The following is a 22,025-nucleotide window of genomic DNA, read 5'->3' as shown; positions in this document are numbered from 1 at the left end:
GCTTGCCATCCTTCACCCTCGCGGTTAGGGTTGAAGGCATGAAAACCTCTCACACCCTCATTCAGCTTCGCCAGCACCGCAGCCTGTGCCTTGTCAGTGCACGACTGCCAGGCTGAATCGCGGTGCCTCGTCCTACCCTTTATCCCCAGAACATTTGATCCACCGGCAGGCCGCCTTTTTTCGGCCCACACAATAAGGATTTCCCGATGAGCATGCTCAAAGACCCGTCTTCGAAATACCGCGCGTTCCCGACCATCGACATCCCGGACCGCACCTGGCCGTCGAAGACCATTACCGCCGCGCCGATCTGGTGCAGCTCGGACCTTCGTGATGGTAACCAGTCGCTGATCGAGCCGATGGACGCGGTCAAGAAGCTGCGTTTCTGGAAAACCCTGGTGTCGGTCGGCGTTAAAGAAATCGAAGCGTCGTTCCCGGCGGCTTCGCAAACCGACTTCGACTTCGTGCGTACCCTGATCGAAGGCAACCACATCCCGGACGACACCACCATTCAGGTGCTGACCCAGGGCCGTGAAGATTTGATCGAGCGCACCTTCGAATCCCTGCGCGGGGCGAAGAAAGCCATCGTTCACCTGTACAACGCCACCTCCCCCTCCTTCCGTCGCATTGTCTTCAACCAGGACAAGGAAGGGGTCAAGGCCATCGCCGTGAACGCGGCCAAGCTGTTCGTCAAATATGCCGCCCAGCAGCCAAACACCGAGTGGACCTTCGAATACTCGCCAGAAACCTTCAGCGCCACCGAGCTCGAGTTCGCCAAAGAAGTCTGCGACGCAGTCATCGAAGTCTGGAACCCGACGCCTGAGCACAAGGTGATTCTCAACCTGCCAGCCACCGTCGAATGCGCGACCCCGAACATCTATGCCGACCAGATCGAATGGTTCGGCCGTCACATCAACCGTCGTGACAGCGTGATCATCAGCCTGCACACCCACAACGACCGTGGCACGGGCGTTGCGGCTACCGAACTGGGCCTGATGGCCGGCGCCGACCGTGTCGAAGGCTGCCTGTTCGGCAACGGCGAGCGTACCGGTAACGTCGACCTGGTCACCGTGGCGTTGAACCTCTACACCCAGGGCATTCACCCTGAACTGGACTTCTCCGACATCGACGGCGTGCGCAAAGTTGTCGAAGAATGCAACCAGATCCAGGTGCACCCACGCCACCCGTACGTCGGCGACCTGGTTCACACCGCGTTCTCCGGCTCCCACCAGGATGCCATCCGCAAGGGCTTCGCCCAGCAAAAACCGGACGCCCTGTGGGAAGTGCCGTACTTGCCGATCGACCCGGCCGACATCGGCCGCAGCTACGAGGCGGTGATCCGCGTCAACAGCCAGTCGGGCAAGGGCGGTATCGCTTACCTGCTGGAACAGGAATACGGCATCAGCTTGCCGCGTCGCATGCAGATCGAGTTCAGCCAGGTTGTGCAGCGTGAAACCGATCGCCTCGGCCTGGAGATGACCGCCCAACAGATCCACGCACTGCTGCACAGCGAGTATTTGCAGGCCAACACCCCGTATGCGCTGGTCAGCCATCGCCTGCAGGAAGAAAACGGTCACAGCGCCGTGGAAGTGGAAGTCTCGGGTAAAGGTCAGGGCGAAACCAACCTGCACTGGCGCGGCAAGGGCAACGGTGCCCTGGAAGCGCTGGTGGCCGGTCTGCCGATTCCGGTTGAGATCATGGACTACAACGAACACGCGATCGGCGCGGGCACCAATGCCAAGGCGGCGGCCTACATTGAACTGCGCGTGAACGGCGAGCGTGCGGTGCATGGCGTTGGTATCGATGAAAACATCACCACCGCGAGCTTCAAGGCCCTGTTCAGCGCGCTCAACCGCTCCCTGAGCCAGCCGGAAGCGAAAGCGGCGTAAGTCTCCGCTGCAATGCAAAAGGCCCCGGGGTGAAAACCTAGGGGCCTTTTTGTTTGCCTGCAATTTTTGTAGTGCCTGTTATGCCCCCTTCGCGAGCAGGCTCGCTCCCACAATTGAATGGTGTAAACACGGACAATGTGGGAGCGAGCCTGCTCGCGAAGGGGCCGGTTCAGGCAACCGAAATCTCAGGTGAACTCAAAGGTATCCGCATCCAGATTCGCCGGAAACCGCGTGCGATACGCCGCCAGTTCCGCCGCGTCCAGAACAACCTTGAACACTCCGTCAGCTTCGCCTGCGCTAAGCAAGGTTTCACCTTGGAAGTCCAGCACCTGACTGTCGCCGGTATACGCGAAGCCTTTGCCGTCAGTACCAATGCGATTCACCGCCGCCACGTAGCAAAGGTTTTCGATCGCCCGCGCTGGCAGTAAACGGTTCCAGTGCTGACGCCGTGCCCCCGGCCAGTTGGCGGTGTACAGCAGCAAATCGGTGTCCTGAGCATCGCGGCTCCAGACCGGGAAGCGCAGGTCGTAGCAAATCAGCGGCCGCACTCGCCAGCCCTTGAGTTCGAACTGCACCTGACGCTCGCCGGGGGTGAAGTGGTTATGCTCGCCGGCCATGCGGAACAGATGGCGCTTGTCGTAGTGCCACACCTCCCCGTCCGGCCGCGCCCACAACAGGCGATTGCGATGGCTGCCGTCAGCCGCCTGGACGATCACACTGCCGGTGATCACCGCATCCAGTTTCGCCGCCTGAACCCGCAGCCATTTGCTGGTGGGACCGTTTTCCGACTCGGCGAGGGTCTCGGACTCCATCGAGAAACCGGTGGTGAACATCTCCGGCAGGATGATCAGGTCAGCGCCGCGAGCCTGTTCCAGCAACGGCTCGAAATGCTCCAGATTGGCCTGACGATCGTGCCAGGCCAGGGAGGTCTGGATCAGCGCGATGTTCAGATTGGGTAGCGCACTCAGATCACGCATAGTTTTGCCGCTGCTTCACGCAGGGTCTCCTCGCGTTTGGCGAAGCACAGGCGCACCAGGCGCTGGCCTTCGGGCGGGGTCTGGTAGAGCACCGAGATCGGGATGCTCGCCACGCCATGTTCGCGGGTCATCCACAACGCCATCTCGACATCATTGAGGTCCGGGCGAATCTGCGAGTAATCGACCAATTGGAAATACGTGCCGGCCACTCGGGTGAAGCTGAAGCGCGACGGCGTCAGCAGATCGCAGAACAGATCGCGCTTGGCCTGATAGAACGCCGGCAGTTCTTCGATGTGTTCCGGGTGTTCGGCCATGTAGTCGGCCAAGGCATATTGCAGCGGTGTTACGCCGCAGAAACTGACGTATTGGTGAACCTTGCGCAGCTCGGCGGTGAGGGCCGGCGGTGCGACCACATAGCCGGTTTTCCAGCCAGTGACGTGATAAGTCTTGCCGAAGGAGCTGACCACGAATGCACGCTGATACAGCTCTTCGTGATTCAGCACGCTGACGTGGTGTACACCATCGAACACCAGGTGTTCGTAGACCTCATCGCTGATGACATAGATGTCGCGGTCGCGAATCAACGCCGCCAGCTGATCCAGTTCGGCACGACTGATCAGTGCACCGCTTGGGTTATGTGGGGTGTTGAGGATGATCATCCTCGTGCGCGGTGTAATGGCTTCACCCAGCTTCTGAAAGTCGATGGCGAAGTCATTCAGGCCCAACTGCACATGAACGCAGCGACCACCGGCCAGCTCCACCGAAGGTTCATAACTGTCGTAGGCCGGATCGAAGACAATCACTTCGTCACCGCTGTGGATAACCGCCTGAATCGCACAGAAGATCGCCTGAGTTGCGCCGGGAGTGACGGTCACTTCATGGTCGGCATCCACGTTAACACTGTAGCTGCGGGCGATCTTCGTCGAAATCTGCTGGCGCAGCGCCGGCAGTCCCGTCATCGGCGAATATTGGTTATGGCCACTGGCAATATGCCGACCGACCGCATCGCACAGGGCCGGCGGGGCATCGAAATCGGGAAAACCCTGGGACAGGTTCAGCGCCCCGGTTTGCGCCGCGAGCTGAGACATCTGAGTGAAGATAGTGATGCCGACATTCGGCAGCTTACTGGTGATCATCGGTGATTCCCTGCTCTACACCCGGCTCTACGGCGGCGCGGGAGAGCCCGAGGATAGCCCAAACGACAGGCATGAAAAAGGGCGCCATTGGCGCCCTCTTCATTCCACGGAAAAAACCTGAATCAGCGCTTGTCGCGGCGCTTTTTATCGGCTTTCTTGTGGTGCGACATCATGCGACGCTTCTTGTTGACCTGACGGTCAGTGAGCGAGTTCTTTTTGCTTTCGTACGGGTTCTCGCCGCCCTTGAACTCGATGCGGATCGGCGTACCGACCAGCTTCAAGACACGACGGTAAGTGTTTTCCAGATACCGCACGTAAGACTTCGGCACTTTCTCGATCTGGTTACCGTGAATCACGATAATCGGCGGGTTGGCACCACCCAAGTGGGCATAACGCAGCTTGATCCGGCGGTTGTTGACCATCGGTGGCGCGTGCTCACCGACCGCATCTTCCAGAATCTGGGTCAGGCGGTTGGTTGGCCAGCGGGTAACCGCGGACTTGAAAGAGTTCTGTACGGAGGCGTAGAGGTTGCCCACGCCCGTGCCGTGCAGGGCCGAGATGAAGTGGATGTCGGCGAAGTCGACGAAGAACAGTCGACGTTGCAGCTCGACCTTCACGAAGTCGCGCTCACTCGGCGTCATGCCGTCCCACTTGTTGATCGCGATAACCAATGCACGACCCGCTTCCAGGGCAAAGCCCAGCAGGTTGAGGTCGTGGTCCACCACGCCTTCGCGGGCGTCCATTACGAAGATCACCACGTTGGCGTCTTTGATCGCTTGCAGGGTTTTGACCACGGAGAATTTTTCGACTTCTTCGTGGATCTTGCCGCGCTTGCGCACACCAGCGGTGTCGATCAGCGTGTACTTCTCGTCGTTACGCTCGAACGGGATGTAGATGCTGTCGCGGGTGGTGCCGGGTTCGTCATACACGATCACCCGGTCTTCACCGAGCATGCGGTTGACCAGGGTCGACTTGCCGACGTTCGGACGGCCGATGATTGCGATCTTGATACCGTCTTTTTCGCTCGGGCCAGGAATGCGCTTGGCTTCCTCGCCTTCGGCAACGATCTCTTCTTCGCCGTCTTCAGGCTCTTCTTCGTCTTTCGGGAAGTCGCTGAGGGCGATTTCCAGCATCTGGGTGATGCCACGACCATGAGCACCGGCGATCGGGATCGCGTGGCCCATGCCCAACGGGGCGAATTCGGCGCGGGCCATTTCAGGGTCGATGTTGTCGACCTTGTTGGCAACCACGTAAGAACGCTTGTTACGTTTGCGCAAATGCTCGGCGATCATCTGGTCGGCGGCGGTGAAACCGGCCTTGGCATCTACCAGGAACAGAACGACATCCGCTTCTTCAATGGCCAGCAGCGACTGCTCGGCCATTTTTTCGTCCATACCGTGCTCGTCACCGGAGATACCGCCGGTGTCGACCAGAATGTAGGAACGCCCTTGCCACTTGGCCTCACCGTATTGGCGATCACGGGTCAGACCGGACAAGTCGCCGACGATGGCGTCGCGAGTCCTGGTCAGGCGGTTGAACAAGGTGGACTTGCCGACGTTCGGTCGGCCCACCAGGGCGATTACGGGAACCATGCGGCTCTCCACTTCGTTATTTCAGAAAATACAAAAGCCGCTGCGAGGCAGCGGCTGGTGCTCGGGGCAGCGCTTGAGGGCGCTGCGAACCCCGTGGAACGGGGCTGCCTGGGGTTTAACCCCAAGCATAGTCAAACCTTTACTTAATGGTCAGGGCTTCCAGTTTGCCGCTGTTGCCATACAGATAAATCGTGTCACCCACCACCAGCGGACGGGCACGCAGGCCGTCGCTGTCGATGCGCTCGCGGCCGACGAAACGACCGTCCACCTGGCTCAGCAGGTGCAGGTAACCTTCCATATCACCGACTGCAACATAGCTGGAGAACACTTCCGGAGCCGACAGTTGACGACGGGCCAGCGAATCGTTGCTCCACAAAGCTGTGGTGGAACGTTCGTCGACGCCTTCAACGGTGCCCGAAGACAGGCTCACATAGACGCTGCCAAAACCCTGGGCGACACCGGCATAGCTGGAAGCATCACGCTGCCAGAGCTGACGACCGCTTTCCAGATCCAGTGCCGCAACGCGACCCTGATAGCTGGCGACATACAGCGTACCGCCGGACAGCAGCAGGCCGCCGTCGATATCGACAACGCGCTCCAGTTCCGAACGACCTTGTGGAATCGCTACACGTTGTTCCCATACCGGCACGCCGTTGGAAATATCGAGAGCGACCACTTTACCGGTCGACAGGCCAGCCACCGCGAGGCGGTTGGTGACGATCGGCGCACTGGTGCCGCGCAGGGTCAATACCGCCGGAGTGCTGTCATACAACCAGCGCTGGGTGCCGCTAGCGGCATCCAGACCGATCAGACGGTCATCCTGAGTCTGAACGACAACGACATCACCGTTGTTGGCCGGCGGTGCGAGGACTTCACTGGACACGCGAGCGCGCCATTTCTCTTCACCGTTGATGGCGTCCAGGGCAACGATTTCACCCTTGACCGTACCGATCAGGAGCAGACCGTAACTGACGCCGACAGCGCCGGAAACAGGCAGTTCGAGATCTTTCTTCCATTTGACGTCGCCATTGCTGCGATCCATCGCCATCACCACACCGGTGACGTCGGCGGCATAGATGGTATCGCCATCGATCGCCGGAACCAGCATGTTGTACGAATTGCCCTGACCGTCACCGATCGAACGACTCCACTGCTTTTGCAGAACCACTTCTTCTTTGAAGTCGGTCAACTCGGCCGGTGGCAGTTCTTTTTTGCTGTTGCTGCTGCAACCCGCGGCCAATATGGCCAGAGCCAGCAATGCTGCATGTTTCCAACGAATCACGTCATGCATCCCCTTTGGCCAGGTCGTCCAGCTTGATTTGTAGGCCACCCACTGCCGCTTCATCCGACAGTGCCGCCTTGGCTTTTTGATACGCCGTGTTCGCTTCGTCGGTACGACCCAACTGCACCAGCAGGTCGCCTTTGAGTTCTTCGCGAGTGGCCAGGAATGCTTTATCGGCATCGCCTTCGAGCAGTTTCAGGGCTTCATCGGCCTTGTTCTGCGCGGCCAGCACCTGCGCCAGGCGCTGACGAGCAATTTCGCCCAGCGCCGGGTTGGCCGGTTTGGCGACAATGGCTTTCAGCTCGCTGGCTGCGTCATCCAGCTTGCCGCTGTCGACCGCAACTTTTGCCACGAACAGGCTGCCGTACTGCGCGTAAGCGCTACCGCCGAACTCGCTGTTGAGCTTGCCGGCCAGGTCCGCAACACGGGCGGCATCAGGCTTGCCGTCTGGCGTCAGCGTGGTTTCCAGCAGTTGCTGATAGAGCATCGAGGCGCCTTGCGACTGATTGCTCTGATACTTTTGAAAAGCCTGCCAGCCGAACACGATGACCAGCGCCAACAGGCCGCCAGTGACCAGGGGCTTGCCGTTGCGTGTCCACCAGTCCTTCAAATCCGACAGCTGTTCGTCTTCGGTACTCGACACCCCAATACTCCTTAATCGCTAAATCGGCTGTTTGACAGCTTCAACCCTGCACGACGCAGGTGGCCAGGTGTGCAGCAAGCGCATCCCAGGCAATGCTTTGTTGTTCGCCCTGGCCACGCAGGGGTTTGAAACCTACCACTTGCTGGGCCATTTCGTCGTCACCGAGGATTAGCGCGTACAACGCACCGCTCTTGTCGGCTTTCTTGAACTGGCTTTTGAAGCTGCCGGCGCCGGCATTCACTTGCAGGCGCAGGTTGGGCAATTGATCACGAACACGTTCACTCAGGGCCAGGCCGGCCAACTCGGCGGCTTCACCGAAGGCGCAGAGGTAGACGTCGACCTGACGGGAAATCTCTTCCGGGATCTGCTCCAGGGTTTCAAGCAGCAGCACCAGGCGCTCGATGCCCATGGCGAAACCAACGCCCGGGGTCGGCTTGCCGCCCATCTGCTCCACCAGACCGTCATAACGACCACCGGCACACACGGTGCCTTGGGCGCCCAACTGGTCGGTGACCCATTCGAAAACGGTCTTGCTGTAGTAATCCAGCCCGCGAACCAGCTTCGGGTTGATCACGTAAGGAATGCCGGCGGTGTCCAGGCGAGCCTTGAGGCCCTCGAAGTGCACGCGGGATTCTTCGTCGAGGTAGTCGGCCATTTTCGGCGCGTCGACCAGCACGGCTTGAGTGTCAGCGTTCTTGGTATCCAGAACCCGCAAAGGGTTGGTCTTCAGACGGCGCTGGCTGTCTTCGTCCAGCTTGTCCAGGCGGGCCGAAAGGAACTCGACCAGCGCTTCGCGATAACGACCGCGGGACTCGGCGGTACCCAGGCTGTTGAGCTCGAGCTTGACCGCATCACGGATGCCCAGCTCGCCCCACAGGCGCCAGGTCAGCACGATCAGCTCGGCATCGATGTCTGGACCATCGAGGTTGAAGACTTCGCAACCAATCTGGTGGAACTGACGATAACGGCCTTTCTGCGGACGTTCGTGGCGGAACATCGGGCCGATGTACCAAAGTTTCTGCACCTGGCCGCCGCCGGTGATGCCGTGCTCAAGCACTGCACGCACGCAGGCCGCCGTGCCTTCAGGGCGCAGGGTCAGGGAGTCGCCGTTGCGGTCGTCGAAGGTGTACATCTCTTTCTCGACGATGTCGGTTACTTCACCGATGGAGCGCTTGAACAGCTCGGTGAACTCGACGATCGGCATGCGGATCTGCTTGTAACCGTAGTTATCCAGCAAACGCGAGACGGTGCCTTCGAAATGACGCCACAGGGGAGTCTGCTCGGGCAGGATGTCGTTCATGCCACGTATGGCTTGCAGAGACTTGCTCACTATAAATCCTTAAATTCGTTCGACTTAGCCGCGCGCAATGACTGCTGCGTCAGCTTCGACCTTTTCGGCCGCTTTCTGGCGGATCAAGCGTTCAAGCTCATCCACCAGATTGTCATTCGTCAGTTTCTGCGACGGCTTGCCGTCGATGTAAATCAGGTTTGGCGTGCCGCCGGTCAAGCCGATATGGGCTTCCTTGGCTTCGCCCGGTCCATTGACCACGCAACCGATGACCGCGACATCCAGCGGCACCAGCAGGTCTTCGAGGCGCCCTTCCAGCTCGTTCATGGTTTTGACCACATCGAAGTTCTGCCGCGAGCAGCTCGGGCAGGCGATGAAGTTGATGCCACGGGAACGCAGATGCAGGGATTTGAGAATGTCGTAGCCGACTTTCACTTCCTCGACCGGGTCGGCCGCCAACGAGATGCGAATAGTATCGCCAATCCCTTCGGCGAGCAGCATACCGAGGCCCACGGCGGATTTCACCGTGCCTGAACGCAAACCACCGGCTTCGGTGATGCCCAGGTGCAGCGGCTGGACGATTTCCTTGGCCAGCAAGCGGTAAGCGGCGACGGCCATGAACACGTCGGAGGCTTTCACGCTGACTTTGAAGTCCTTGAAATTCAGGCGTTCAAGGTGCTCGACGTGACGCAAAGCAGACTCGACCAGCGCAGCCGGGGTCGGCTCGCCGTATTTCTTTTGCAGGTCTTTTTCCAGAGAACCGGCGTTCACGCCGATGCGGATCGGAATCCCGCGATCACGGGCGGCATCGACTACCGCACGCACGCGATCTTCGCGACCGATGTTGCCCGGGTTGATGCGCAGGCAGTCAACACCCAGTTCGGCTACGCGCAGAGCGATCTTGTAGTCGAAGTGGATGTCGGCAACCAAAGGTACTTTGACCAGCTTCTTGATCTTGCCGAAGGCTTCAGCGGCATCCATGTCGGGCACGGAAATTCGCACGATATCGACGCCAGCCGCTTCCAGACGATTGATCTGGGCCACGGTAGCGGCTACGTCATTGGTGTCGCTGTTGGTCATGCTCTGCACAGCGATAGGCGCATCGCCGCCAACGGGCACGTTACCGACCCAGATCTTGCGGGATTCGCGACGTTTGATTGGAGATTCGCCGTGCATGACTTATTGACCCAACTTCAGGCGAGCAGTCTCGCCACTGGTGAACGGAGCGACATCAACCACCTGCCCGTTGTAGCTGACCTGCGCGCCACGGGCGAAGCCCAGACGCACGGAGAAAGGTGGCTTGCCGCTCACGGAAACGTTTTCGCCTTTGCGCTTGAGACCGCTCAACAGCACTTTACCGCTGCCATCGGTCACTTGCGTCCAGCAATCGGCAGTGAATTGCAGTTGAACCTGACCCTGGCCAGCAACCGGAGCAGCCGCTGCCGGAGCGGGAATGGTCGGAGTAACCGAGGCGCTCGCAGGCGGGGTCGATACAACGGGAGCAGTCGGGGCTGGCGCGGTCGGAATCGCGACAACCGGTGCGGTGCTGTGCGCCGGTGCAGCGGGCGTCAGCGCTGGTGCTGGTGCAGTCGGTGCAGCAGGTGCGGTGGCTTCAGCTTCGGCCGGCGCTTCAGCCGACGTCTCGGCTTGCGGCAACGAAAGAGCGGTTGTGCCTTCAACCTGACCTTCCGCGACGGCCTGGTCTTCCGGCTCGTCCAGCGGATGGATCTGGGTGGTGCCGTCAGCGCCTTCGACTTCAACGTGTTCCGGGCTCAGGCTGGTCAGGTCTTTGGTGCGCAATGAGGTTTGATCCTGCCACCAGACAAAACCACCACCAATCACTGCGAACAGCAACAACAGGCTGACAACTCGCAAAATGGTGTGGGAAACCCGAACCGGCTCTTCGATACGTCCCAGGCTATGAACGTTGCTGCCCTGGGAGTCGGTGCCGGTGGATTGGTCGAACTGCTGGACCAGTACGGTTTGATCCATGCCGAGCAATTTCGCGTAGGCGCGAATGTAACCGCGAGCAAAGGTATGCCCAGGCAGCTTGTCGAAAGCGCCGGCTTCCAGATTGCTCAGGGAATTGACGGTGAGGTTGAGCTTGAGGGCCACTTCGGCCAGCGACCAGCCATTGCTTTCGCGGGCCTGGCGTAAAGTCTCACCGGGATTAACGCGATTCGCTGCTACAACTTCGGGATGCGCCGCTTTCATCATTGCTCCGACAGGTATTGCTGATATTCCGGCGTACCGGGATAGAGTCGTTTTAGTTGCAGGCCAAAACTGGCGGCCTTGTCGCGATCATCAAACACTTTTGCCAGCCGAACGCCGAGCAATAGACTACGTGCATTTTGCTCGGTGAGCAGGCTAAAACGATCGTAATAGTCACGCGCGGGCACATAATGCCTGTCTTCGAAGGACAACTCAGCCATTTCCAGCAATGCACGTGGCTGTTGGCGATTCAAACGCAGGGCTTTTTCCAGCTGCTGCCGGGCCAGATCACGCTGCCCAAGCTTCGAAGCGGTCATTCCGAGGTTCTCGAACACCCGCGAACGCTCAGGATACAAGGTATCGGCGGCGGCCTGTTCAAAGCGCTCGTACGCTTCTTTGTACCGTTTCTCTTCGAAAAGAAAACTGCCGTAGTTGTTCAGGATTCGCGCATCGTTGGGGCGTGAAGACAGCGCCTTGCGAAAATGCTGATCCGCCAGCTCCGGCTCCATCTCGGCCTGGAATACCAGGCCCAGCGCAGCGTTGGCATCCGGATCCGAGTCATCCAGATCCAGCGCTTTCTTCAACGGTACTTTCGCCCGTTCGGTCATGCCCTGCTGCAAGTACCCCAAGCCCAGCTGCACATAGGCAACGCGCGCTTCATCGCGGCCCTTGCTGGTCTTCATCGGGTTGAAATCGCCCGACAGGACACAACCAGCACACAGGCTGGCCAACAGCAAAAGCAGCGCGAAGCGCAGGGACATAGAGATCCTCTCTTAATTATTGTTCGCGGCGTTTGTTGCGATATCGTTTTCGGCGCTCAACTCGCGCACGGCGATATAACGTTCGCTGCGACGGGTGCGATCCAGCACCTGTCCTACCAATTGGCCACACGCGGCATCGATGTCTTCACCGCGGGTGGTGCGTACGGTGACATTGAAGCCGGCATGGTGAAGCTGATCCTGGAAACGACGAATCGCGTTGTTGCTCGGGCGCTCGTAACCGGAATGCGGGAACGGGTTGAACGGAATCAGGTTGATCTTGCACGGGATGTTCTTGAGCAATTCGATCATTTCGACCGCGTGTTCGACCTTGTCGTTGATGTCCTTGAGCAACGTGTACTCAATGGTCAGTACGCGCTTCTCGCCCAGGGACGACATGTAGCGCTGGCACGACTCGAGAAGCATCTTAAGCGGATACTTCTTGTTGATCGGCACCAATTGGTTACGCAATGCGTCGTTCGGTGCGTGCAGGGACAACGCCAGGGAGACGTCGATGTGCTTGGACAGCTCATCGATCATCGGCACCACACCCGATGTAGACAGGGTTACGCGGCGCTTGGAGATCCCGTAGCCCAGGTCATCCATCATCAGATGCATGGCGGCCACGACGTTGTCGAAGTTCAGCAGCGGCTCACCCATGCCCATCATCACCACGTTGGTGATGGCACGGTCGGCGGTCGCCGGGATGCTGCCGAACGATTTATTGGCAATCCACACCTGGCCGATGACTTCGGCGGCAGTGAGGTTGCTGTTGAATCCTTGCTTGCCGGTGGAGCAGAAACTGCAATCCAGGGCACAGCCTGCCTGGGACGAAACGCACAAAGTGCCGCGTTTGCCCTGGGGAATGTACACGGTCTCGACGCAGCTACCGGACGCCACGCGCACCACCCACTTACGGGTGCCGTCGGTGGAGATGTCCTCGCTGACCACTTCAGGACCGCGAACTTCGGCAATAGCCTTGAGCTTGTCGCGCAAGGCCTTGCTGACGTTCGTCATGGCGTCGAAATCATCGACGCCAAGGTGGTGAATCCATTTCATTACCTGACCGGCACGGAAACGCTTCTCCCCGATTGAGTCGAAGAATTTTTCCATTTCCAGCTGAGTCAGACCCAGCAGGTTGGTTTTTACAGTCGATGTAGTCATGGATTCACCTTCACTCTTAAGGCAATGCTTAGCGAGTGGTTACTTCAGTAGCTGCGAAGAAGTACGAGATTTCGCGAGCAGCAGCGGCTTCGGAGTCCGAACCGTGTACAGCGTTGGCGTCGATGGAATCAGCGAAGTCAGCGCGGATGGTACCGGCAGCAGCTTCTTTAGGGTTGGTAGCGCCCATCAGCTCGCGGTTCAGAGCGATAGCGTTTTCGCCTTCCAGAACCTGAACGACAACCGGACCGGAGATCATGAAAGCAACCAGGTCGCCGAAGAAACCACGAGCGCTGTGCTCAGCGTAGAAGCCTTCAGCTTCAGCTTTGGACAGTTGCTTCAGTTTCGAAGCTACAACGCGCAGGCCAGCTTTTTCGAAACGAGTGGTGATCTCGCCGATAACGTTTTTTGCAACAGCGTCAGGCTTGATGATGGAGAAAGTACGTTGAACAGCCATGATGTAACTCCAGAAACGGTAATTTGCGAAAAATTAAACCCGCGAATTATACGCGGGTTCTTTGGTATTGCCTAACTGCGTAAGGTCGCGACCTCTGCCCTTTGTAGGAGCTGCCGAAGGCTCGGGCCGCGTTCGGACGATCCTTTGATTCTGCTTTGCGCTTGAGATTCCGGTCGCTTTGAAAAGATCGCAGCCTCGCTTCGCTCGTCAGCTCCTACTCTGCTTCTTCGATCCAGGCGGCCTGAATGGCTTCAAGCACCTTCTCGCCACCGCGGGTCGGATCATCACTGAACTCCGGCAATGCCAGCACCCATTTGTGCAGATCGACGAAGTTCACATAACGCGGATCCACATCCGGCTTGGATTCAGCCAGCTGGATCGCGATTTCCAGCACATCAACCCATTTCAGACTCATTTCAGTTCCTTGAATCAGTGCGCCGCTTCGGCCGCATGGTTGAGCGAGTATTTCGGAATTTCGACAGTCAGGTCTTCATTCCCGACGATCGCCTGACAGCCTAGACGCGATTGCGCCTCCAGACCCCAGGCACGATCAAGAAAGTCTTCTTCCAGCTCATCCGCCTCTTCCAGAGAGTCAAAGCCTTCACGAATGATGCAGTGACAGGTGGTGCAGGCGCAGACGCCGCCACAGGCGCTTTCCATCTCGATATGGTGTTCATGGGCCAGTTCGAGAATGGATGTACCGGGCTCAGCCTCCACAACCATGCCGTCCGGGCAAAACTTATCGTGTGGCAGAAAAATGACCTGCGGCATCGTTATTCCTCAATCTCATTCAGGTTGCGCCCCGCCAACGCGGCTTTCACCGTCGAGTCCAGGCGGCGGGCAGCAAAGGCGTCGGTCACTTGCGACAGACGCTTGGTCTGCTGCTCGATGGCGTAACCATCAGTACCTTTCATCAGTTCGGTCAGTTCCTGCATCTGCAACTCGATAACCATGCGCTCTTCAGCGTCGAGCAAACGCTCGCCATCGACATCGAGGGCGCCCTGCACCGCTTCGATCAGGCGCCGGGCATCGACCTGCTGTTCACGCAACACACGAGCGACCTTGTCGTCGTTGGCGTGCTGGAACGAGTCCTTGAGCATCTTGGCAATTTCGCCATCCGTCAGGCCGTAGGACGGCTTGACCTGGATGCTGGCCTCGACGCCCGAACCCAGCTCACGAGCGGAGACACTGAGCAGACCGTCGGCATCGACCTGGAACGTCACGCGAATCTTCGCCGCACCCGCCACCATCGCCGGAATACCGCGCAATTCGAAGCGTGCCAGGGAGCGGCAGTCGCTGATCAGCTCGCGCTCGCCCTGCAACACATGGATCGCCATGGCCGACTGGCCATCTTTGTAAGTGGTGAAGTCCTGGGCGCGGGCGACGGGGATGGTGGTATTGCGTGGAATCACCTTCTCCATCAGGCCGCCCATGGTTTCCAACCCCAGGGACAACGGAATCACGTCAAGCAACAGCAGTTCATCGCCATCGCGCTTGTTGCCGGCCAGCGTATCGGCCTGGATCGCGGCACCGATGGCCACCACTTGATCCGGATCGATTTCGGTCAACGGTTCGCGGCCGAAGGCTTCAGCGACGGCTTCGCGGACGCGAGGCACGCGTGTCGAACCGCCCACCATGACCACCGCGTGCACTTCGTCCAGCTCGATACCGGAATCACGCACAGCGCGGCGACAGGCTTTCAGGCTGCGGGCAACCATTGGCTCGATCAACGCATTGAAGGCTTCACGGGTCAGCTCGGCTTTCCAGTCGCCATAAGCGACTTCAACGGACGAGGCATTGGTCAGGGCTTCTTTGGCCGCACAAGCGGTTTGCAGCAGATTGCGTTGCGCACCCGGATCGAGATCGGCGGACAGACCGGCGCTCTCGATGATCCAGCCAGCGATTGCATGGTCGAAGTCATCGCCGCCCAGCGCACTGTCGCCGCCGGTAGCCAAAACCTCAAACACACCGCCGGTCAGGCGCAGAATCGAAATATCGAAGGTGCCACCACCCAGATCATAAATCGCGACCAGGCCTTCAGCGTGTTGATCAAGACCGTAAGCCACAGCGGCCGCGGTCGGCTCATTGAGCAGACGCAGCACATTCAGACCGGCCAGTTTGGCCGCGTCCTTGGTGGCTTGACGCTGAGCATCGTCGAAATAGGCCGGAACGGTGATCACCGCGCCCACAAGTTCGCCACCCAACGTCGCTTCGGCGCGCTGACGCAGCACTTTCAGGATATCGGCGGAAACTTCGACCGGGCTTTTCGGGCCCTGAATGGTGTCAATGAACGGCATGTGCGACTCGCCGCCGACGAAGCGGTACGGCAGTTGATCGCCCAATTGCTTGACGTCGGACAGACCACGACCCATCAAGCGCTTGACCGACAACACGGTGTTCAAAGGATCGGTGGCGGCAGCCAGTTTGGCCGACTCGCCGACCTCGACACGATCGGCATGGTAGCGCACGGCAGACGGCAGGATGACCTGCCCGTCAGCGTCAGCCAGAGGTTCGGAAAGACCACTGCGCAATGCAGCGACCAGCGAATTGGTAGTGCCCAAGTCGATCCCCACAGCCAGACGACGCTGGTGCGGTTGAGGACTTTGGCCGGGTTCGGCGATCTGCAGTAGGGCCATCGTTATCAGGACTTATCTGTATATCAGGCGTGCGACCGGAGCGGCACTGGGTTAATCGTCGAGGCGCTCTTCTAACTGGCGCACTTCGTAGGTGAGCTTGTCGAGGAACTGCATGCGCCGCATCAGGCGTTCGGCCTGTTCACGTTGCGCTGCATTATCCCAACAGGCTGCGAAGCTTTCGTTCAGTTCATCCTGCGCAGTCTTCAGGCGACGCTTGAACACTGCAACACCCGCCAGGTCGGCGCTGTTTTGCAGGTCTTCGAGCTCTTCGCGCAGCTCCATCTGCTGCAGAAGAAACTCCGGATCATGCACCGTGACCTCCAGCGGCAGCTCGCGACCGCCCATGGCGAGCAAGTAACGCGCGCGCTTTGGGGGATTTTTGAGCGTCTGGTAGGCCTCGTTGAGGCTCGCGGATTGCTCTAGCGCCAGCCGCTGCTCGCGCTCGGAAGCGTCTGCAAAGCGGTCCGGATGAACACCGCGCGCCAACTCACGGTAGCGCGTGGCCAACTGATCGAGATCCAGACGGAAGCTCGGTTTCAGCTCAAATAAAGCGAAATGACAAGGAGTACCCACGCGCAGCCTCAGATGTTGAAGCTTTCGCCGCAGCCACATTCACCGCGCACGTTGGGATTGTTGAACTTGAAGCCTTCGTTCAACCCTTCCTTGACGAAATCGAGTTCGGTGCCGTCCAGGTAGGCCAGGCTTTTCGGGTCGATGATCACTTTCTCGCCGTGACTTTCGAACACTTGATCCTCTGCAACCACCTCGTCGACAAACTCCAGCACGTAGGCAAGGCCGGAACAGCCTGTGGTGCGAACACCCAGACGAATCCCTTCACCTTTGCCGCGCCCGTTGAGGGAGCGTCGCACGTGTTGAGCAGCCGCTTCTGTCATGCTGATAGCCATCGGTGACTCCTTACTCGTCGCCAAATCTTGAAAGTCAGATCAAGCCTTTCTTCTGCTTGTAGTCGCGAACGGCCGCTTTGATAGCGTCTTCAGCAAGTACGGAGCAGTGAATTTTTACTGGCGGCAGAGCCAGTTCTTCAGCCAGCTGAGTGTTTTTGATGGTCTCTGCTTCATCCAGAGTCTTGCCTTTCATCCACTCGGTCGCCAGGGAGCTGGAGGCGATAGCCGAACCGCAACCGTACGTCTTGAACTTGGCGTCTTCGATGATGCCTTGCTCGTTGACCTTGATCTGCAGACGCATCACGTCGCCGCACGCCGGAGCGCCGACCATGCCGGTGCCGACATCAGGGTCTTCCGCGTCCATCTTGCCGACGTTGCGCGGGTTCTCGTAGTGGTCAATGACCTTTTCGCTGTAAGCCATGATTCTTAATCCTCACTCATCAGAGAGTCGCTCTTGAAGCCCTGCGCCCGAGGGTTCACAGGGCCGGTTTGCGGCGACTTGAAATCAGTGTGCCGCCCACTCGATTTTCGAAATGTCGACACCGTCTTTGTACATGTCCCACAGCGGCGACAGAGTGCGCAGCTTGGTAACGGCCTCGCAGACTTTCTGCGCGGCGTAGTCGATTTCTTCCTCGGTGGTGAAACGGCCGAAGGTGAAGCGAATCGAGCTGTGTGCCAGTTCGTCGTTGCGGCCCAGGGCGCGCAGTACGTACGAAGGCTCAAGGGAAGCCGAGGTGCAGGCCGAACCGGACGAAACCGCCAGATCCTTGAGCGCCATGATCAGCGACTCGCCTTCAACGTAGTTGAAGCTCAGGTTCAGGTTGTGCGGAACGCGGGCTGTCATGCTGCCGTTGATGTACAGCTCTTCCAGGCCTTCGACCTGCTTGAAGAAGCGGTCACTCAGGGCCTTGATGCGGATGTTCTCGGCAACCATGTCTTCCTTGGCTACGCGGAAGGCTTCGCCCATGCCGACGATCTGGTGGGTCGCCAGGGTGCCCGAACGCATACCGCGTTCGTGACCGCCGCCGTGCATGGTCGCTTCAATGCGAACACGCGGCTTGCGGCTCACGTACAGTGCGCCGATGCCTTTAGGGCCGTAGGTTTTGTGGGCAGAGAACGACATCATGTCGACTTTCAGCTTCGACAGGTCGATATCGACCTTGCCGGTGGACTGAGCAGCGTCGACGTGGAACAGGATGCCCTTGGAACGGGTCAGTTCGCCGATGGCTGCGATGTCGTTGATGGTGCCGATTTCGTTGTTCACGTGCATGACCGAAACCAGGATGGTGTCGTCGCGCAGGGCAGCTTCGATCATCTCTGGGGTGACCAGACCATCAGTGCGAGGCTCGATGTAAGTGACTTCGAAGCCTTCACGCTCCAGTTGGCGCATGGTGTCGAGGACAGCCTTGTGCTCAATCTTGGTGGTGATCAGGTGCTTGCCTTTAGTGGCATAGAAATGCGCCGCACCCTTGATTGCCAGGTTGTCGGACTCGGTGGCACCGGAGGTCCAGACGATTTCACGCGGGTCGGCGTTGACCAGGTCAGCGACCTGACGACGAGCGTTTTCGACGGACTCTTCAGCTTTCCAGCCGAACACGTGAGAACGGGACGCCGGGTTACCGAAGTTTCCGTCAACCAGCAGGCATTCACTCATTTTTTGCGCTACACGCGGATCAACCGGGGTGGTCGCAGAGTAATCAAGGTAAATCGGCAATTTCATGGACTATCTCCTAAATCAGGCTGGCTGGCGTGCCGCTAGCTCTTTGGCTGTCATTCGACGGCGGACGCTTCAATCTTGTCCAGGCGTGGCGCTTTGCTGTTGCAACGGCGCTGATCCTGACGCTGGGCTACTTCTTGTACCTCACGGCGAGTGACAAGGTCAGCCAAGCTGATACCGCTGAGAAATTCGTGAATCTGCAGGCTCAGATCGCACCACAAGTGGTGGGTCAGACAGGTGTCGCCTTGATGGCAATCACCTTGGCCCTGGCATTTGGTTGCATCGACCGACTCGTTAACCGCATCGATCACCTGGGCGACCTGGATGCCCTGCATGTCGCGCGACAGCTGATAGCCGCCGCCTGGACCACGGACGCTGGACACCAGATTGCTGCGGCGCAATTTGGCGAAGAGCTGTTCGAGGTAGGACAGGGAGATGCCTTGGCGCTCGGAGATATCGGCCAGGGACACCGGCCCGTGCTGCGCGTGCAACGCCAGGTCAAGCATGGCAGTCACGGCGTATCGGCCTTTTGTAGTCAGTCGCATGGACAATTACCACGGAGTTCAGAATGGGGCGAGTATGCAATTCCCGAGTATTTAAGTCAACTATAAGACCTAGTACTTTAGTCAGGATTACCCGCAAAAGAGCGCGCGCATCATAGCAAAGGCTGGCCACGAACAGCCAGCAATTGCTTGCGAAGGGGCCAGCCCGGAGTTAGCTGGCCTTGCTTTCATCTTTATCCTTCACGCAGGCGAAGTCTTCTTCGCGCAACTCAGGCAGATCCTTGGCGCAGTAGTTACTGCCCAGGTCCTTCAACGCACCGCACATCCCCTCCAGACGGCCGTCGACGGCCTGCAGGTGATCAAGCAGCTGACCAATGGCGCGAGCCACCGGATCAGGCATGTCTTCGCCGACCCCGTAGGCATCGAAACCGATTTTCTCGGCCATGGCCTTACGCTTGGCGTCCTGCTCATCGTCAGACTTGACGATGATCCGCCCCGGAATGCCGACCACCGTCGCACCTGCCGGAACCGCCTTGGTGACCACGGCGTTGGAACCGACCTTGGCTCCGGCGCCGACCGTAAACGGACCCAGCACCTTGGCTCCCGCCCCGACCACCACGCCATCTTCAAGAGTCGGGTGACGCTTGCCCTTGTTCCAACTGGTGCCACCCAGGGTCACGCCCTGATAAAGAGTGACATCATTGCCAATCTCAGCGGTTTCACCGATGACGATGCCCATGCCATGGTCGATAAAGAAACGACGACCGACCTTGGCACCCGGATGGATCTCAATCCCGGTCAACCAGCGACCGAAGTTTGACACCAGCCGCGCCAGCCACTTCCAGCCCATACCCCACAGCGCCGACGACAGGCGGTGGATCCAGATGGCGTGCATGCCCGGGTAGCACGTCAGAACTTCAAAGGCGTTGCGCGCTGCCGGATCACGATGGAAAACACTCTGGATATCTTCACGCAAACGCTCGAACATTTTTAATCCTTCCGCTTTAGAAGCTCGCCACGGGCCGCTTTCTGGGTTTCCGTGAGGATGCCACGCAATATATTCATTTCCGCCCGGCTGACCGAGCTGCGCCCGTACAACCGGCGCAGGCGCGCCATCAAGTGCCGTGGTTTTTCCGGATCGAGGAATTCAATGGCCACCAGGGTTTGCTCCAGGTGCTCATAGAATCGCTCCAGCTCATCCATGGTCGCCAGCTCACCACTTTTGGTGGACGCCACTTCATCCTTCTCGACCTTGCTCGGCTGACCTTGGGCCGCGAGCCAGGACATACGCACTTCATAGCTCAACACCTGCACCGCCGCCCCAAGGTTCAGCGAACTGAACTCAGGGTCTGATGGGATGTGCACGTGATAATGACATCGCTGCAGCTCTTCATTGGTCAGACCGGAATCTTCACGACCAAAGACCAAAGCGATTTCAGCGCCCTGCGTTGCTTCCTCGACCACTTTCACACCGCATTCGCGGGGATCGAGCAACGGCCAGGGAATGCGACGGTCACGGGCGCTGGTGCCGAGCACCAGATTGCAGCCAACCAAGGCATCTTCCAAAGTGGCGACGACTTGCGCGTTTTCAAGGATGTCACCGGCACCGGAAGCACGAGCATCGGCTTCGTGATGCGGAAACAACCGCGGTTCGACCAGCACCAGCCGCGACAGGCCCATGTTCTTCATGGCACGCGCAGCCCCGCCGATATTCCCGGGATGGCTGGTATTGACCAGGACGACACGAATGTTATGCAGCAAGGGAGGCGCTCTCGAACACAGAAATGGGGAGCAGAATCTTACAGTTCATCCTACCGTTAAGCTACGAATCCGAACACCGACCTTCACCTGTAGAAAAGTTCTGATAGAATGCTCGGCTTTCTTTAACAACCTTAGGTGACACATCCATGCAGCCCATGCTGAATATCGCGCTGCGCGCCGCCCGCAGCGCCAGTGAATTGATCTTCCGCTCCATCGAGCGCCTGGATACCATCAAGGTCGACGAAAAAGACGCCAAGGATTACGTATCCGAGGTGGATCGCGCCGCCGAGCAGAAAATCATCGACGCGCTGCGCAAGGCCTACCCTACCCACGGCATTCTCGGTGAAGAAACCGGCATGCACCCTGGTAGCGGCGAAGGCGAAGACTACCTGTGGATCATCGACCCACTGGACGGCACCACCAACTTCCTGCGCGGCATTCCTCACTTCGCTGTCAGCATCGCCTGCAAATACCGCGGTCGCCTGGAACACGCTGTTGTTCTGGACCCGGTTCGCCAGGAAGAATTCACCGCCAGCCGTGGTCGTGGCGCTCAACTGAACGGTCGTCGTCTGCGCGTCAGCGGCCGCACCAGCCTGGACGGCGCCCTGCTGGGTACCGGCTTCCCGTTCCGCGATGACCAAATGGACAACCTCGACAACTACCTGGGCATGTTCCGCGCCCTGGTTGGCCAGACCGCCGGCATCCGCCGCGCTGGCTCGGCGAGCCTGGACCTGGCCTACGTGGCTGCCGGCCGTTTCGACGCCTTCTGGGAGTCTGGCCTGTCCGAATGGGACATGGCTGCAGGCGCCCTGCTGATTCAGGAAGCAGGCGGCCTGGTGAGCGACTTCACCGGCGGCCACGACTTCCTTGAGAAAGGCCACGTCGTTGCCGGTAACACCAAATGCTTCAAAGCAGTACTGACGGCCATCCAGCCGCACCTGCCGGCTTCGCTGAAACGCTAAGCGAGCAGCCACAAAAAAGCACCCCTCGGGGTAATGCCAGTCAGTTAAGCTGACTGGCATTTTTGTTTTTTATCGGATACTTCGGGGATTTGAGCCTTATAGTCCGGGGATAAACGCGCTCCTCTCGTCGATGAGGCAGAACGTAATGCA

General features: G+C 59.0%; 23 protein-coding genes. 2 read left to right on the top strand and 21 right to left on the bottom strand.

Features of this window, described 5'->3' with window-relative positions:
* Positions 1-206: 206 nt before the first annotated feature.
* On the top strand, positions 207-1,886 hold the full coding sequence (gene leuA / locus WLY71_RS11830; RefSeq protein WP_033061480.1) for a 2-isopropylmalate synthase: 1,680 nt from the start codon (positions 207-209) through the stop codon (positions 1,884-1,886).
* 185 nt (positions 1,887-2,071) lie between these two features.
* Here leuA and WLY71_RS11825 read toward each other — a convergent pair whose 3' ends face one another.
* From WLY71_RS11825 to trmJ, 21 genes are all read right to left on the bottom strand, one after another.
* Positions 2,072-2,863 carry an amidohydrolase gene (locus WLY71_RS11825; RefSeq protein WP_347803678.1) on the bottom strand — a complete coding sequence of 264 codons (792 nt, stop codon included), beginning with the start codon at positions 2,861-2,863 and terminating at the stop codon, positions 2,072-2,074.
* Positions 2,851-3,999 (bottom strand): pyridoxal phosphate-dependent aminotransferase, encoded by a 1,149-nt coding sequence (locus WLY71_RS11820; protein ID WP_347803677.1) that lies wholly within the window; start codon positions 3,997-3,999, stop codon positions 2,851-2,853. The genes WLY71_RS11825 and WLY71_RS11820 overlap by 13 nt, the downstream gene beginning before the upstream one ends.
* 122 nt (positions 4,000-4,121) lie before the next feature.
* Positions 4,122-5,591 carry a ribosome biogenesis GTPase Der gene (der, locus tag WLY71_RS11815; protein ID WP_347803676.1) on the bottom strand — a complete coding sequence of 490 codons (1,470 nt, stop codon included), beginning with the start codon at positions 5,589-5,591 and terminating at the stop codon, positions 4,122-4,124.
* 139 nt (positions 5,592-5,730) lie between these two features.
* The gene (bamB, locus tag WLY71_RS11810; RefSeq protein WP_347803675.1) at positions 5,731-6,882 is read right to left on the bottom strand and encodes an outer membrane protein assembly factor BamB; all 1,152 of its coding nucleotides are present in this window, start codon (positions 6,880-6,882) and stop codon (positions 5,731-5,733) included.
* Positions 6,875-7,516: a tetratricopeptide repeat protein gene (locus tag WLY71_RS11805; RefSeq protein ID WP_095131572.1), complete on the bottom strand. Its 642-nt coding sequence runs from the start codon at positions 7,514-7,516 to the stop codon at positions 6,875-6,877. The genes bamB and WLY71_RS11805 overlap by 8 nt, the downstream gene beginning before the upstream one ends.
* Before the next feature lie 40 nt (positions 7,517-7,556).
* Positions 7,557-8,846 carry a histidine--tRNA ligase gene (hisS, locus tag WLY71_RS11800; RefSeq protein ID WP_282375262.1) on the bottom strand — a complete coding sequence of 430 codons (1,290 nt, stop codon included), beginning with the start codon at positions 8,844-8,846 and terminating at the stop codon, positions 7,557-7,559.
* Positions 8,847-8,870: 24 nt separating this feature from the next.
* Positions 8,871-9,980: a flavodoxin-dependent (E)-4-hydroxy-3-methylbut-2-enyl-diphosphate synthase gene (gene ispG, locus WLY71_RS11795; protein ID WP_347803674.1), complete on the bottom strand. Its 1,110-nt coding sequence runs from the start codon at positions 9,978-9,980 to the stop codon at positions 8,871-8,873.
* Positions 9,981-9,983: 3 nt separating this feature from the next.
* Positions 9,984-11,018, bottom strand: a complete 1,035-nt coding sequence (locus WLY71_RS11790) for a RodZ domain-containing protein (RefSeq protein ID WP_347803673.1) — start codon at positions 11,016-11,018, stop codon at positions 9,984-9,986.
* Positions 11,018-11,776 (bottom strand): type IV pilus biogenesis/stability protein PilW, encoded by a 759-nt coding sequence (pilW, locus tag WLY71_RS11785; protein WP_347803672.1) that lies wholly within the window; start codon positions 11,774-11,776, stop codon positions 11,018-11,020. The genes WLY71_RS11790 and pilW overlap by 1 nt, the downstream gene beginning before the upstream one ends.
* Before the next feature lie 12 nt (positions 11,777-11,788).
* Entirely contained in the window at positions 11,789-12,937 is a 1,149-nt protein-coding gene (rlmN, locus tag WLY71_RS11780; RefSeq protein ID WP_123368319.1) for a dual-specificity RNA methyltransferase RlmN, read from the bottom strand.
* Positions 12,938-12,965: 28 nt separating this feature from the next.
* Positions 12,966-13,391, bottom strand: coding sequence for a nucleoside-diphosphate kinase (gene ndk / locus WLY71_RS11775; RefSeq protein WP_007916882.1), 426 nt, complete (start codon positions 13,389-13,391; stop codon positions 12,966-12,968).
* Positions 13,392-13,605: 214 nt separating this feature from the next.
* On the bottom strand, positions 13,606-13,806 hold the full coding sequence (gene iscX, locus WLY71_RS11770) for a Fe-S cluster assembly protein IscX (RefSeq protein WP_116581898.1): 201 nt from the start codon (positions 13,804-13,806) through the stop codon (positions 13,606-13,608).
* Between the two features lie 14 nt (positions 13,807-13,820).
* Entirely contained in the window at positions 13,821-14,162 is a 342-nt protein-coding gene (gene fdx / locus WLY71_RS11765; RefSeq protein ID WP_347803671.1) for an ISC system 2Fe-2S type ferredoxin, read from the bottom strand.
* Between the two features lie 2 nt (positions 14,163-14,164).
* On the bottom strand, positions 14,165-16,027 hold the full coding sequence (gene hscA / locus WLY71_RS11760) for a Fe-S protein assembly chaperone HscA (RefSeq protein WP_347803670.1): 1,863 nt from the start codon (positions 16,025-16,027) through the stop codon (positions 14,165-14,167).
* Between the two features lie 51 nt (positions 16,028-16,078).
* Positions 16,079-16,600, bottom strand: a complete 522-nt coding sequence (gene hscB, locus WLY71_RS11755; protein WP_347803700.1) for a co-chaperone HscB — start codon at positions 16,598-16,600, stop codon at positions 16,079-16,081.
* Between the two features lie 8 nt (positions 16,601-16,608).
* Positions 16,609-16,932 (bottom strand): iron-sulfur cluster assembly protein IscA, encoded by a 324-nt coding sequence (gene iscA / locus WLY71_RS11750; protein ID WP_007903589.1) that lies wholly within the window; start codon positions 16,930-16,932, stop codon positions 16,609-16,611.
* A gap of 34 nt (positions 16,933-16,966) precedes the next feature.
* A complete protein-coding gene (gene iscU / locus WLY71_RS11745) occupies positions 16,967-17,353 on the bottom strand; it encodes a Fe-S cluster assembly scaffold IscU (RefSeq protein ID WP_003443374.1) in 387 nt (128 codons plus the stop codon).
* Positions 17,354-17,437: 84 nt separating this feature from the next.
* Positions 17,438-18,652: an IscS subfamily cysteine desulfurase gene (locus WLY71_RS11740; protein ID WP_074873944.1), complete on the bottom strand. Its 1,215-nt coding sequence runs from the start codon at positions 18,650-18,652 to the stop codon at positions 17,438-17,440.
* A gap of 50 nt (positions 18,653-18,702) precedes the next feature.
* Positions 18,703-19,194, bottom strand: coding sequence for a Fe-S cluster assembly transcriptional regulator IscR (gene iscR / locus WLY71_RS11735; protein WP_007903581.1), 492 nt, complete (start codon positions 19,192-19,194; stop codon positions 18,703-18,705).
* A gap of 169 nt (positions 19,195-19,363) precedes the next feature.
* Entirely contained in the window at positions 19,364-20,140 is a 777-nt protein-coding gene (gene cysE / locus WLY71_RS11730) for a serine O-acetyltransferase (RefSeq protein WP_347803669.1), read from the bottom strand.
* A 2-nt stretch (positions 20,141-20,142) separates the two neighbouring features.
* Positions 20,143-20,913 (bottom strand): tRNA (cytosine(32)/uridine(32)-2'-O)-methyltransferase TrmJ, encoded by a 771-nt coding sequence (gene trmJ, locus WLY71_RS11725; RefSeq protein ID WP_347803668.1) that lies wholly within the window; start codon positions 20,911-20,913, stop codon positions 20,143-20,145.
* Positions 20,914-21,059: 146 nt separating this feature from the next.
* On the opposite strand from trmJ, the gene suhB reads away from it, so the two are divergent.
* On the top strand, positions 21,060-21,875 hold the full coding sequence (gene suhB, locus WLY71_RS11720; RefSeq protein WP_033061458.1) for a type III secretion system regulator SuhB: 816 nt from the start codon (positions 21,060-21,062) through the stop codon (positions 21,873-21,875).
* Positions 21,876-22,025: the final 150 nt, after the last annotated feature.

Source organism: Pseudomonas rossensis, assembly GCF_039888995.1.
In the GTDB taxonomy this organism is placed as follows: Bacteria; Pseudomonadota; Gammaproteobacteria; order Pseudomonadales; family Pseudomonadaceae; genus Aquipseudomonas; species Aquipseudomonas rossensis.
Note: the sequence above shows the minus strand (reverse complement) of the source record. Positions and strands in the feature narration are given on the sequence as shown.

What these genes read in the sequence shown, in the direction of transcription:
- leuA (WP_033061480.1), top strand. Translation starts at nt 207, where the DNA reads ATGAGCATGCTCAAAGACCCGTCTTCGAAATACCGCGCGTTCCCGACC.
- WLY71_RS11825 (WP_347803678.1), bottom strand. Translation starts at nt 2,863, where the DNA reads ATGCGTGATCTGAGTGCGCTACCCAATCTGAACATCGCGCTGATCCAG.
- WLY71_RS11820 (WP_347803677.1), bottom strand. Translation starts at nt 3,999, where the DNA reads ATGATCACCAGTAAGCTGCCGAATGTCGGCATCACTATCTTCACTCAG.
- der (WP_347803676.1), bottom strand. Translation starts at nt 5,591, where the DNA reads ATGGTTCCCGTAATCGCCCTGGTGGGCCGACCGAACGTCGGCAAGTCC.
- bamB (WP_347803675.1), bottom strand. Translation starts at nt 6,882, where the DNA reads ATGCATGACGTGATTCGTTGGAAACATGCAGCATTGCTGGCTCTGGCC.
- ispG (WP_347803674.1), bottom strand. Translation starts at nt 9,980, where the DNA reads ATGCACGGCGAATCTCCAATCAAACGTCGCGAATCCCGCAAGATCTGG.
- WLY71_RS11790 (WP_347803673.1), bottom strand. Translation starts at nt 11,018, where the DNA reads ATGAAAGCGGCGCATCCCGAAGTTGTAGCAGCGAATCGCGTTAATCCC.
- pilW (WP_347803672.1), bottom strand. Translation starts at nt 11,776, where the DNA reads ATGTCCCTGCGCTTCGCGCTGCTTTTGCTGTTGGCCAGCCTGTGTGCT.
- rlmN (WP_123368319.1), bottom strand. Translation starts at nt 12,937, where the DNA reads ATGACTACATCGACTGTAAAAACCAACCTGCTGGGTCTGACTCAGCTG.
- ndk (WP_007916882.1), bottom strand. Translation starts at nt 13,391, where the DNA reads ATGGCTGTTCAACGTACTTTCTCCATCATCAAGCCTGACGCTGTTGCA.
- iscX (WP_116581898.1), bottom strand. Translation starts at nt 13,806, where the DNA reads ATGAGTCTGAAATGGGTTGATGTGCTGGAAATCGCGATCCAGCTGGCT.
- fdx (WP_347803671.1), bottom strand. Translation starts at nt 14,162, where the DNA reads ATGCCGCAGGTCATTTTTCTGCCACACGATAAGTTTTGCCCGGACGGC.
- hscA (WP_347803670.1), bottom strand. Translation starts at nt 16,027, where the DNA reads ATGGCCCTACTGCAGATCGCCGAACCCGGCCAAAGTCCTCAACCGCAC.
- iscA (WP_007903589.1), bottom strand. Translation starts at nt 16,932, where the DNA reads ATGGCTATCAGCATGACAGAAGCGGCTGCTCAACACGTGCGACGCTCC.
- iscU (WP_003443374.1), bottom strand. Translation starts at nt 17,353, where the DNA reads ATGGCTTACAGCGAAAAGGTCATTGACCACTACGAGAACCCGCGCAAC.
- WLY71_RS11740 (WP_074873944.1), bottom strand. Translation starts at nt 18,652, where the DNA reads ATGAAATTGCCGATTTACCTTGATTACTCTGCGACCACCCCGGTTGAT.
- iscR (WP_007903581.1), bottom strand. Translation starts at nt 19,194, where the DNA reads ATGCGACTGACTACAAAAGGCCGATACGCCGTGACTGCCATGCTTGAC.
- cysE (WP_347803669.1), bottom strand. Translation starts at nt 20,140, where the DNA reads ATGTTCGAGCGTTTGCGTGAAGATATCCAGAGTGTTTTCCATCGTGAT.
- suhB (WP_033061458.1), top strand. Translation starts at nt 21,060, where the DNA reads ATGCAGCCCATGCTGAATATCGCGCTGCGCGCCGCCCGCAGCGCCAGT.